At 65.7% G+C, this 12,462-nt stretch carries 5 protein-coding genes; 3 read left to right on the top strand and 2 right to left on the bottom strand.

The window, feature by feature from the left end; all coding sequences use genetic code 11:
• Positions 1-5,245 (bottom strand): RHS repeat domain-containing protein (locus tag ACTJKH_RS09650; RefSeq protein WP_440736715.1); only part of this gene is annotated, 5,245 nt, incomplete at its 3' end.
• An 11-nt stretch (positions 5,246-5,256) separates the two neighbouring features.
• The gene (locus tag ACTJKH_RS09655; RefSeq protein WP_440736716.1) at positions 5,257-8,160 is read right to left on the bottom strand and encodes a LamG-like jellyroll fold domain-containing protein; all 2,904 of its coding nucleotides are present in this window, start codon (positions 8,158-8,160) and stop codon (positions 5,257-5,259) included.
• 159 nt (positions 8,161-8,319) lie between these two features.
• Here ACTJKH_RS09655 and ACTJKH_RS09660 point away from each other — a divergent pair, with 159 nt between their 5' ends.
• From ACTJKH_RS09660 to ACTJKH_RS09670, 3 genes are all read left to right on the top strand, one after another.
• A complete protein-coding gene (locus tag ACTJKH_RS09660) occupies positions 8,320-10,806 on the top strand; it encodes a glycogen/starch/alpha-glucan phosphorylase (RefSeq protein ID WP_440736717.1) in 2,487 nt (828 codons plus the stop codon).
• A gap of 109 nt (positions 10,807-10,915) precedes the next feature.
• A complete protein-coding gene (locus ACTJKH_RS09665; RefSeq protein WP_210096845.1) occupies positions 10,916-11,755 on the top strand; it encodes a DUF4097 family beta strand repeat-containing protein in 840 nt (279 codons plus the stop codon).
• The gene (locus ACTJKH_RS09670; RefSeq protein ID WP_210096844.1) at positions 11,752-12,378 is read left to right on the top strand and encodes a PadR family transcriptional regulator; all 627 of its coding nucleotides are present in this window, start codon (positions 11,752-11,754) and stop codon (positions 12,376-12,378) included. Before ACTJKH_RS09665 ends, ACTJKH_RS09670 begins: the two co-directional genes overlap by 4 nt.
• Positions 12,379-12,462 lie beyond the last annotated feature (84 nt).

The raw sequence follows: 12,462 nt of genomic DNA on the forward strand, positions 1-12,462 counted from the left end.
CAGTCCCCGACTTCGCCGACCGCTGCGCCACCGGCTTCCCCTCCGCACCAGAGTACGTCCGGAACCCCTCCACCACCGACGACCCCACAGCCTGAGACACACTCGTATCCCCCAGGAACAACGTCGCACCCTCCGACGACGACACCCGCAACAACAAGTTGCCGTCAACGTCATACACGTTCGACTGCTCCTCAGCCCCCGCCACCACCTTCGACACCTTGCCGCGTGTGTTGAACGTGATCTCCTGCCCGGGACGACTGACCGCGTTCCCGGACTCGTCATACTCGTACGAGCCCGACCCATCACCCGCCGCACCCGTGATCTCCTGCACCGCATGCGGACGAGCAGCCCCCGCCGCCGGATACTCATACGCCCGAGTCGACGTCGACCCCATCGCAGAATGCGACGTCACACTCGTCCGATTACCCGTGGTCGTGTCATACGCGTAATCCATCCACATCGGAGCCGGACCACCCATCGTCGCCGCAGACGCCGCATCCGCACACGTCGCTGACGCATTCGGCGTCCACGCCTGCGTCAACTGACGCAGACCGTCGTACGTGTAACACGTCTTCTGCGTCTGCGTCTGCGGATGCGTCGCCGACACCGTCGACGACGTCACGTTGCCGACGGCGTCGCGGGTGAACGAGCGATCCGCGACGTAGTGGCCGGCACCGCCGAACACCGCATTGTCCTTGATCGCGAGGACGGCGCCCGTCGCAGGGTCGTACCCATACGTCGAGTAGGCGCTGCTGGCGCTGGTGCCCCGCACGAACTGCGCGAGCTGTCCGATGGGCGAGTAGTCCGTGCCGCCGAGCACCGCAGTGGTTCCCGCGCGGACACTCCCGAGCCTTCCCCAGGGGTCATAGGCGTACCTGATGAGCTCCGTGGGGAGCCCACCGATAGCGGGAACAGACTTCGCCTGCAGCGACGAATCCGAGTTGTAGTACGACGTGACCTTGTACGAGGTTCCGCCGAACGCCGGCGCACCGCTGGGAATCGATACTGTCGTGTCCAGCGGGTTCCCGGCGAGATCGTATGACCCGACCGTCGTCGTGTACGCGGTTCCGGGAGTGCCTGCCGTCGAGCCGGTGTACGACGTCGACGAGGTCACACGTCCCTTCGACACTGTGTCATACGTCCATGCCGAGAGGATCGCACCCGACGCATCACCCGCGTAGATCGCCTTCTTGCGGTTGAGCTCGTCGTACGTGGTCGTCACCGTCTTGCCCCGTGCGTCGGTGGTCGACGTCATGTTTCCGGCGAGGTCATACGTAGCGGTCGATACTCCGGAGTCGGCGTCGTTCTGCGCTACCCGGTTTCCGAGCAGGTCGAACGCCCAGGTCCAGTCGTTGCCAGCCGGATCGGTCATCGATGTCGTGCGGCCAGCACCGTCGTATGTGTAGGTCCAGGGCTGACCTGTGCCCGACACCGCCCCGTTCAGGTACTGCACGAGCTTCGTCTTCTGACCGAGCGAGTTGGTGGTCACGCTCGTCGCCGTACCACCCTGCGGCGGCGTGGTGTCGACGCGATCCGCGCCGGGGTACGCCATGACCGTCTGATTGCGGAGCGTGCCCGAGCCGTTGAGCACGGTCTTGAGCGTGCGGCCGACAGCATCGTAGGTCGTGATCACCTGAGACGGGATGTTGTTCTCACTGTCGGGAGTGAAGAATGACACTCCCGGCGAGATCGACGCCGTCCAGTAGGCGTTGTCGACGAAGTAGGAACGACCCTGGTCGTCATAGTTCGTGGTCTTGATGACCGCGCCGCCGCCCACAGCGGCAGATTGATTCTGCACGGATCGACCGAGACCATCGAAGAGCTCGAAGGCGGTCACGTTGCCGCCACCCGTGAAGGTCGTGGTCTTGATCGCGTTCGGTGCGGACTGCGACAAGGTGTAGACAAAAGCCAATGACGGAGCGTCAGGGTTGGTCGCCTTGGGCTGCAGCGGCAGCCAGACCTTGCTGTTGCGTCCCAATGCATCCACCGAGATCGTGGTCGTCGCGCCATTCGGATCTACGATCGTCGTCGGGGTTCCCGTGGTGGGTTCGAACGTCGTTGTCGTCGCCCACTGGAACGGAGCAGTGTTCTTCGCCACCGTGCTCAGCAGCGGTTGAGTCGCAGCCGGCGTGTAGGCGGTGGTGCTGGTGCGGCCGAGCGCGTCGGTCTTCACGAGCGGGCGCCCCAGAGCGTCGTATGTCTGCGATCCGGCGGCAGCCCAATGCGGCTGACCGTTGTCGTACCGGTCGACGACCTGAGTCGACGTCGCGAGTCCGCGAGTAGCCGCCGCGCCCCACGCCCCACCGTCGTACGTGGTCTTGACATCGCTGACGAGATCCGCCGGGAACTGGGCGGTGCCTGCATCGGAGCACGTCTTCGCCACCGTGCGGACCTGACTGGGAAGTCCGATCACCCACGCTGTCGTGTTCGCAGCGGCGTACGTCGTCGTGGTGCAGGTGCCCGCCGCATCGGAGGGCATCGTCGAAACCGTGAGCGGGTATCCGTAGGTGTCATTGAAAGTCGTGCGTGTCTCGAGCGTGCGGCTGCCGCCGGTAGAGACGGGCTCGGTCATCACGGTCTTCTGCACGTTCGTGAACCGCGCGGTGCGCGTTCCGGATTCCGCCGTGACGGGCGACGCCCACGGGGTGTTCACCTGGGTGCTCACGACAGCTCCGCCCACGCCCTTGAGCGTCTGCTGGCTGTGTGTCTGACCGGCGAACCAGCGTTCGTCCGCGATCGATGTCCCCACGACGTTCACCGGCTTCGTCCCGCCGCTCGGGGCCGCACGATCGCCGTTCATGCCCTGGTAGTAGGTGTACTTCGTCACCTTCTGCGCTGCGGGAGTGGCCGGGTTGCCCTCGCGCACCTCGACCGTGTCGACACCGGAGAACATGCTCCAGGTGCGCGAGTTCGCGATGGTCAGAGGAGAGTCGTTGTATCGCCAGCGCGGGGTGCCGTAGAAGTACTGGGTCTGCTGCGCCTTGTTGAGTGGGCCGCCGGTCACTCCATCGACGATGACCGACGCCACCGGATACTTGTGAAAGAGGTCCTGACGTCCGGGCAACGCGACCGTAGACTCAGGCACCCACCATTCGGGGAAGCACCACTTGGTGTTGTTCGCCAGGTCGGCGAGGATCGCCGGTGCTTGTGCCGCCGTGCACTGCTGGCCCTGATAGTTGACGCTGATGACACCGCCGAGACTGGTCTTGATCGAGCTGAGCCGCCACTTGTCGAGGGGTGCGAGCCCATCGACAACCCACACCCGGTTCTGCATCGTCGTTCCCAAGAAGACGGTTGCAGGTTCGGCGATCGCCGCCTGCGCGGCGGCCGTTCCGGTGCGCTGCACCTGCGTCATCCACAGTGCCGGCGAGGTGCCGTCTCCGGGCGCAGGGTAGGAGTGCGACAGCGCCCACTTGTCGACGTTGGAGTACGCCGTAGAGACAAGCACCTGAGTCTGAACCGTGGCGAGTCGCGCGTTCGTGAAGAACGACGGCGAGATCTGGGCCGTGGTGCAGGTGGCGGCCGTGCACAGCCGGTCCCAGGGGACATCGGGGTACATCGCCGGGTTTGCCGGTTTCACCGCAGCGTCGAGCGTGCCCGTGGTGCACTTCGCTCCGGTCGCATCGCTACAACGCCCCTTGGTGTCGTAGGCGAACAGCACCCGATAGCCCGCGGCGTTCGCCCCGTAGATGTTGTTCGACCGAAGTCCGTACTCGATGCGCGACAGCACGCCGCCGCGCTGATACACAGTGGCGGTCGTCTTGTTCTTGGCGTACTTGTTGGTCTCCGCCGTGTAGTAGAACGTCTCTGCGTTGCCGTGGACATCGACCACGTAGTCGAGATTCCACCGCCAGGCCTGCATGCATGACGAGGCAGCGAACGTCGAGGCGTGACAGGGCTCGCCGACGTCGTTGCCGAACACCGGGACGGTCCATGTCGAGTTCGTGACCGCCTTACCCGTGACCCACCCGGGCAGACGATTGAGGCCGAAGAAGTACTGCGTGCCGTCGGGCGTCGTCATCTTCCAGCAGTCGGTAGAAGCCGTACCGTTCGCCGCGCATCCCTGCGCCGTTCCCGTCAGGTACTCGAAGCGGGTGCCGTCATCGTTGGGGAGCTTCCACTTCCCCGACGCGTCGTCCTTGATGAGAGACCCCGAGTGTCCGCCGAATGACACAGTCGCATTGTTGGTGCGCCAGCAGAGGTCGCCCGATGTGGTCACAGCGCCACTCGCGCCATCGTCTTTGGCACACGGGATGTAGCTGCGCTCGATGAAGCCACTCGCCGACAGGTCCCAGCCCTCGCCGACAGCAGACGGCTGGTTGTTCGTGGATGCGGTCGCACCGTCGACGGCCTGCGAGTTGTACGACAGCGCCAGATCGGGTGAGGGGCCGGCTCCCGCAGCGGGAACCCCCATGTCGTACGCCCAGGTGAACGCCCCCGTCTGTTCGGCGACGTCCCATGTGGACGACGACTTCAGCGGCGTCGCGGCGTATGACCCTGTGCCGTCTGTCGTCGACGCCGCGGCGACCGCCATCAGCATGACCGGTGAGTCAGCGACCGTGGGGGTCAGCACGACCGACTTCTCGCCGGTCGCTCGAGCGACCGAGGTGGCCTTGTCGAGCTTCGGCTTGCCATCGACGAGCGGGACCTGGATCCAGGTCAGCCGATCTGCATAGTTTCCGCCGAAGGAGCCTGCGAGAAGATCGTCGGGGACGCTGACGGCAATCGGCGCTTCGCCCTTCTTATCGTCGGCGCGGTCGAGCGTGATCGCCACAGCAGCCCCGAGCTTCGTGGACGCCTTCGTGCTGAGCACGCCGGCCTCTACGGCTGCCGCAGGCTCGCTGGCATCCTTCTTATCTGCCGCGACCTGTTCTGCGGCCGCGACCTGCACCCCGGAGTCGCCGACCTTCTGCCATTCGCCGGCCACGGTCGCCGGCGAGGTGCCCTTGACGCCCTCGGTCTCGACACCGTCCACGTCAGATGAAGGGAGTTCGACATCCTCCGCCGGCACCTCGGTCACGGCGCGCTCTGCGGGCGCCGGCGCAGTCACCGATGATGCCGGTTTGCCCTTGCCCCCTTTCGCGCCAACGGTCGTACCCGGGACCGGATCGCCGAACACCGGCTCTTCGATCGTGGGGATCGCGTCCTCCGCGATGGCCGGCGATGGCGAGATCGCGACGCCGAGCACCAAAGCGGCGGTCGCTACTGTGGCGAGGATTCCGCGCCGCAGATTCCATGTGGTCATGTTTCGCTCCATCATTCGGAGAAGGGAAGGGAGAGACCCGCCAGCGCTTGAAGCTGAAAATGGTCGACGACTCCGGGAACGATCACTGGATCTGCGATCGAGCCCTTGAACCTGTTGGCGTGCGGAGCAGGAGCGAGCTTGAGCGGCCCGTTCGCCGTCCAATCGCCCGATCCCACGACATGGCCGGCCGCAGCAACCGGCGACACCGACGTGCCACCCATCACGAGCCGAAGCTGCTGATTACCGGCATCCCAGATCCCGGTGACCATCTGCCAGGAGTTCAACGACAGAGATCCACCGGTGGCGCAGCCGCTCACCGGACGCCCGTTGTCATCGCTGGCCGCCGCGCCGGTGATGCAGAAGGCGTAGGCGCCGCCGACGGTGGCTCGCAGACTGACGCTTCCACGACCGGTGCCGCCCTGCGAGGCGATCACCTGGTCGGCGGTAGGAACCGCCGTCGGCCTGACCCACATGCTCAGAGTGAAGCTCTTCGAGGCATCAACAGGTGACGCCGAGGTGCTGAAGGCATCAGCGGTGGAGGCAAGCGATGCCCCGCTGAGCACCGGCGTGGCGACCGGCGGGATCACGACACTGGTCTGATCTGTGGCTGTTCCCGCCGGGATCGTCAGAGCGACAGCGTTCGCTCCGATCCAAGGATTCGAATCCTGAATCGTCGACGGCAAGGGGGACTCGAGTGCGGATAGCTGCCACGCGTGACCACCGTCGATGTTCGCGGCGCCTGCCGGTGCCCCGTTTGCGCTGTTGTCATAGAGCGGGAATCCCACGGCATTCGCCTGGTTGCCCGCACGATCGTACGCCGAGACCCACAGCGTGGAGTACGAGTCCACCGGCGCGACGGTCAGCACGGCGTTTCCGCTGGTGTTCGCGCAGGCCCATCGCACGCTGGCGGAGACGACCCCGTCACACGCCGGCAACGCGCTGGTCTTGCTCACCGTACCGCCCACCGGGATCGTCGGAGCGGGCGAGACGATCGCGCCCGGCGCGACCCAGTACACGTACCCAGCCGCACCCGTCTCACCGTTCACGTCCACCGTCGCTCCCTGTCCGACCGTGAACGATGTCGTCGTGCTCGAAACTGTCGGAAGAACGGGCTTGGTGACATCTACGGTGAAGTAGCACCACCCGCCGTACGCTCCCCACGCGTGGGTGTCGTACCCCCGAGCTCGCCACGCGTAGGTCACACCGTCGGTGAGGCCTGTGAACGGGATGCTCCGAACACCCTGCGCTCGCATGGCTGCACTCTTCGTCTGCACGACCGTTGCGGTCGCCGATGCCTTCGACAGATAGAAGTAGGTGTCGACGTTCCCCGCATCCGGATCGGTCTGATTGACGGAGACGGTCACGTCGGTCGCCGCGACCTGAGCTGGTGCGACAGCGGTGCCGCACGCGCGGGGCGGCGAGACGATTGCCTGTGCGGTCGGCACCCTCGGTGCGGTGTTGTAGGTCACGATGAGCGTAGCGTCGCGGCTGTAGTGACGACGCGAAGGAGCGTTGGGGTTCGAGTACGTGAAGGCGAATTGCATGTTGTCGTCACCGACCTTGTCCTTCACGCCTGCGGTGACGTTCCACCCGACAGCGAGGGGCGCCGCCCCACAATCCGGGCCGTAGAACGGGGCCTGCAGGATCGCGCTCCAGCCGCCGGTTCCTGCGGCGTTCCACGCTTGCTCCTGATCCCAGGTGAAACCGGGCGTCTTCAGCCCATACGTCTGCACTTGGATCGGCTGAACACCGCAAGCGGCCACCGCCACCTGCGTTGTATTCAGACGAGCAGACAAGATCTGCTTACCCGACATCGCGCTGATCGGAAACTGGAAGAACATGTCCGAGCGAAAGTTCTGATAGATCCCCACACGAAGAACATCCGAAGCACCAGCGCTCAAGTAGGACTGATCCGGGTAGGCGGCATCGGTGTACCACGACGACGCCTCGCCCACGCTCCAGTCGGGGTCGATGAAGAGCGGATAATCGAGCTCCCCATCAGCCGGCATGTCCTGCACCTCGCGCTCGACAGACTCCCCCACGTCCATTGCGACGCCGTCATCCGAGAACTCGTGCTCGACTGGCCTCACCGGCGCGGTCAGGCCAGGCTCACGGAAATCTCCGCCGCCCGAGGAGTCCCACCACAACGGCTGGCCAGCGACGACAGTGGCGCCCGAGTCGGTCTCAGCGATAGCGGTACCTGACGCATTCGTATCGAGCATCGCTCCTTCGACGTTCACGCGAAGGTCCGCAAGCTGCGACGAGGCGGCTGCGGCAGCATTCTTCACGACGAAGATGGAGGCCTTGCCGGTACGAGTGGCGACAAGCTTGAGGTCCACGCCTGGAAGCACCTCGGTGTACGTCGCGGTGTCGCCGTCGATGACCGGTGCGGGGAGAGTGCCATGCGGCCATACCTCGGTGATCCACTCCCCCGACTCCGCACGCACTTGGCTCAGCTGATCGCTGCCACCAGTCGAGAACCGCACAGGTACGGCAGTTGCCGCCGGCTCATACCACTGGCCCACCCGCACGAGGCTGAGGTCGGGATCGACCCACGAGCCGTCCTGTTCGACGCGCACCGGACGGCTCGAGATCGCGGTCTCCGTGGTCCCATCGGGCAAGGCCGTCGTGAGCTCGGTGGGAGTGGTGAGCTCGTCGACGACCACGGGCTCGCCCGTCTCGACAGCAACCTGCTGTGCAGCCAAAACCGCTGCTTCATCCGTTGCCGCCGTGACTCGCGGGGCACTGATCCGCCCAACCGTGGCGCCTTGCGCGACTGCAGCACCTGAGGGTGTCAATCCACCCACGAACAGAATCGAGACGAGGACGAACCCCAGAAAAATGCGCGCACGCATAGAGCCCCCAGTTACATGCGCTCGCGCGCTCTCCGGTCGATGCGCATGACGGATGAGCATCCGAGGATCAACCTATTGGGTTCAGGGGATTGATAGGAAGCACCAATGTGACTCCCAGGTAACGGTTTTATCGCGATCCCGGTCGAGAGAACGGTCCCCAACCAATATTCTTCATCCGCCCGTCACACGAATCGGCCCGGCGCTCGCTACGGTCGTCACGTGCCCGAATCACACTCCTCCCTGCATCCGCTCGCCCTCGCTCCCGTGATCGCTCCGCCGAGCACCGCGGATGAGTTCGTGGAGCGCTTCCTGCACAACCTCAACTTCGACCGCGGTGTCGCGCTGTCGGCATCCAGCGCGAATGATCGCTACCTCGCCCTCGCCCACACCGTGCGGGACTACCTGATGGCGCGATGGCTCGAAGACGTGCGGCACCAGAAGGAGGTGCAGGCCAAGGGCGTCTGCTACCTCTCGGCCGAGTACCTGCTGGGCCGCCAGCTCGACAATAACCTGCTCGCGGCCGACCTCACCGAGGTCGCGACCGAGGCCCTCGCATCGTGTGGCATCGACCTCGACGAGCTGCGCGCCCACGAGGTCGAGCCCGGCCTCGGCAACGGCGGACTCGGCCGTCTCGCCGCCTGCTTCATCGACTCGCTCGCCACGATGGCGGTGCCGAGCATCGGCTACGGCATCCGCTACGAGTACGGGATCTTCCGCCAGACGTTCGTCGACGGCCAGCAGGTCGAGCAGCCCGACGCCTGGCTCGCGCTCGGCTCGCCGTGGGAGTTCGCCCGACCCGAAGACGCGCAGACGATCGCGTTCGGCGGCCACACCGAGAAGTACGACGACGCGGGCGTCACCCGCAGCCGGTGGGTTCCCGCGTGGAACGTGCAGGCCGTGCCCTACAACTACATGGTCCCCGGATTCCGGAACGGCCGCGTCAACACACTGCGCCTGTGGAGCGCCGTGGCGACGAGCGCCTTCGACCTGCGCATCTTCAACTCGGGGGACTACGAAGAAGCCGTGCGCGCGCAGACCTACGCCGAGAACATCTCGAAGGTGCTCTACCCCGAAGACTCCACCCCGCAGGGCAAGGAGCTGCGCCTGCAGCAGCAGTACTTCTTCGTCGCGGCATCCATCCACGACTTCCTCGACAACATGCTCGCCGACGGCTTCGACCTCGCGAACCTTCCCGAGCGCGTGATCTTCCAGCTCAACGACACCCACCCGGTGATCGCGGTGCCCGAGTTCATGCGGGTGCTCATCGACGAGAGGCACCTCGAGTGGGATGCCGCGTGGGCGATCACCCGGCAGTGCTTCGCGTACACGTGTCACACGCTGCTCCCCGAAGCCCTCGAGGTGTGGCCGGTCGAACTGCTCGGGCGCCTGCTGCCCCGCCACCTCGAGATCATCTACCGCATCAACGACGAGTTCCTCGTGGCGGTGCGCGAGCGCTTCGGCGACGACGAGATGCTCGTGCGCAACATGTCGATCATCGCCGAGCATCCGGTGCGCTCCGTGCGCATGGCGTACCTCGCGACCGTCGCAGGAGCGAAGGTCAACGGCGTCGCCGAGCTGCACTCGCAGCTGCTGCGCGACAAGGTGCTCCACGACTTCGACGCGTTCTTCCCCGGCAAGTTCACCAACGTCACGAACGGCGTGACACCTCGTCGGTTCCTGCGCCTGGCGAACCCCGAGCTCTCGTCGCTGATCACCGCGGCGATCGGAGACGGCTGGGCCACCGACCTCGAACGCCTGCGCGAGCTCGAACCCTTCGCCGAGGATGCCGAGTTCCGCACCGCGTTCGCAGGCGTGAAAGCGGCGAACAAGCGCCGCCTGAGCGAGGTGCTGCATGAACGAGACGGCGTCGAGATCAGCGACGGTCACATGCTCGACGTGATGGTCAAGCGCCTGCACGAGTACAAGCGTCAGCTGCTGAAGGTGCTGCACATCGTCACGACCTACGAGGGCGTCATCTCGGGGCGCATCGCCGTGTCGGATGTCGTTCCCCGCACCGCGATCTTCGGCGCGAAGGCGGCGCCCGGATACGCGATGGCGAAGCGCATCATCCACCTCATCAACGCCGTCGGCGAAGTCGTCAACACCGACCCCCGTCTCGAGGGTCGACTGAGGGTCGTCTTCCCGCCGAACTACAACGTGACCCTTGCCGAGCGCGTGATCCCCGCCGCCGACCTGTCGGAGCAGATCTCGCTCGCCGGCAAGGAGGCATCGGGCACGGGCAACATGAAGTTCGCCCTGAACGGCGCGCTCACGATCGGCACGGATGACGGGGCGAACGTCGAGATCCGCGAACTCGTGGGGGACGACAACTTCTACCTCTTCGGCATGAGCGAGCCCGAGGTGTCGGAGCTGTCGACTCGCGGTTACCGGCCTCAGGACTTCTACCAGGCCGATGAGGGTCTGCGCCGGGCGATCGACCTGATCGCATCCGGAGCCTTCTCACGCGGCGACCGCTCGGTGTTCGAACCCGTCGTCTCGAATCTGCTCTACGAGGACCGCTTCATGGTGCTCGCCGACTACGCGTCGTACATCGCGGCACAGGAACGAGTGGATGCCGCCTACGCCGACCAGGAGGCGTGGACCCGCTCCGCGATCCTCAACGTCGCCCGTACCGGCTTCTTCTCGTCGGACCGCTCGATCCGCGACTACATCGACCGCATCTGGCACACCCCACCCCTCGTCTGAACTGACTCGGCTCACGGCGCGAGCCCACCCACTTGACAAAGTCGAGATATATCGTGTTACCCTGTCGGAACACGATATATCGTGTTCACTCAACACAGGAGAAGCAGACATGACCGAGAAGTGGCTCATCGCCCCCGGTGAAGAACGTGTGATCGACATCGAGAACGTCACCCGCCTGAAGATCGGTCTGGTCGGCGGCCAGGTCGACGTCATCGCGCACGACGAACCCGGCATCCGCATCGAAGTGCACGGCGTCACCACCAAGGACCTCCGCATCGAGTCGAATGACGGCGAGGTCGAGATCGACCACCCGCAGCTCGGCTGGGACAACTTCCTCGAGGTGTTCCGCAACTTCGGCTCGGGCGGCCCCAAGGCCGAGGTCAGCGTCGCCGTCCCCCGCTCGATCGCCCTCAACCTCGGCGTCGTCAGCGCCGGCGCGCTCATCTCGGGCATCCGCAACGACGCCCGCCTCAACACCGTCTCGGGCGACCTCATCGTCGACACCCTCATCGGCGACCTGACCGTCAACTCGGTCTCGGGTGACGTGCAGGTGCGCGGGCTCACCGGATCGATCAGCGCTAACAGCGTCTCGGGCGACGTCGCCGTCACCGGCACGATCCGCCGCGCGACCGTCGACATCGTGTCGGGCTCGACGCTCGTCGACGCCGCGGGCGACGTCAACACCATCAACGTCAACTCCGTCTCGGGCGGCACGACCGTGCGCCTCGACGAGTCGCTCGCCGCGAACTACGTCATCCGTTCACTCAGCGGCCGCCTGCTTATCGACGGCATCGAGCGCGGCTCGTCCGGCATCAACAACTACACCGGCTCGACCGGTGAGCTCGCCGGTCGCTTCGTCGACCTGCGCGCCAATTCGGTCTCGGGCGGCGTGACCGTTCTGCGCCGCTCGCCCGAGTCGATCACGAATGATGCGGAGTGGGAAGCATGAGTCCCGCAGTCTTCTCGCACGGCGACCTGAGGCTCTACCTGCTCTCGCTGCTCGCCGAGGCCCCGCAGCACGGATACGGGATCATCCAGGCGTTGACCGACCGCACGGGCGGCACCTACACGCCGAGCGCCGGCACCATCTACCCCCGACTCGCGAAGCTCGAGGAGGAGGGACTCGTCACGAAGACAGTCGACGGCCGCACCACGATCTATGCGATCACGGATGCCGGACGCGCCGAGCTCGCGTCACGCGAGGGCGACCTGGCCGGCATCGAGGCAGGGCTCACCGACTCGGTGCGCCTGATCGCGAACGAGGTTCGCCAGAGCGTGCAGGAGGCGATGAAGAGCCTCCGCGCCGACCTCGCCACCGCCGAGAAGGACGACCGCGCGGCATCCAAGTCCCGCCCCCGCACCGCGGGCGACGACGAGCGCATCATCACCCGCGAGGAGATGCACAGGGCGGATGCCGTCATCAACGCCTTCCGCGCACGCGTGCGCACCGACCTGCGTACTCACATCGCGAAGGGCGGCACTCTGCCGGCATCCGTGGTCTCGCAGCTGGAGGACGGACTGGATGCCGCAGCCCGCGGCATCACGACCGCACTGGCGTCGCTCGGGCGCTGACGTCACCCGTCACACGATCCGAAGTCCCTCCCGTCACGCGACGAGAGGGACTTCGGCGTTTCAGGTGGCTGACGATTCCCCGGC

Source organism: Microbacterium sp. 22215, assembly GCF_052045655.1.
GTDB classification, from domain to species: Bacteria; Actinomycetota; Actinomycetes; order Actinomycetales; family Microbacteriaceae; genus Microbacterium; species Microbacterium phyllosphaerae.

What these genes read in the sequence shown, in the direction of transcription:
- ACTJKH_RS09655 (WP_440736716.1), bottom strand. Translation starts at nt 8,160, where the DNA reads ATGCTCATCCGTCATGCGCATCGACCGGAGAGCGCGCGAGCGCATGTA.
- ACTJKH_RS09665 (WP_210096845.1), top strand. Translation starts at nt 10,916, where the DNA reads ATGACCGAGAAGTGGCTCATCGCCCCCGGTGAAGAACGTGTGATCGAC.
- ACTJKH_RS09670 (WP_210096844.1), top strand. Translation starts at nt 11,752, where the DNA reads ATGAGTCCCGCAGTCTTCTCGCACGGCGACCTGAGGCTCTACCTGCTC.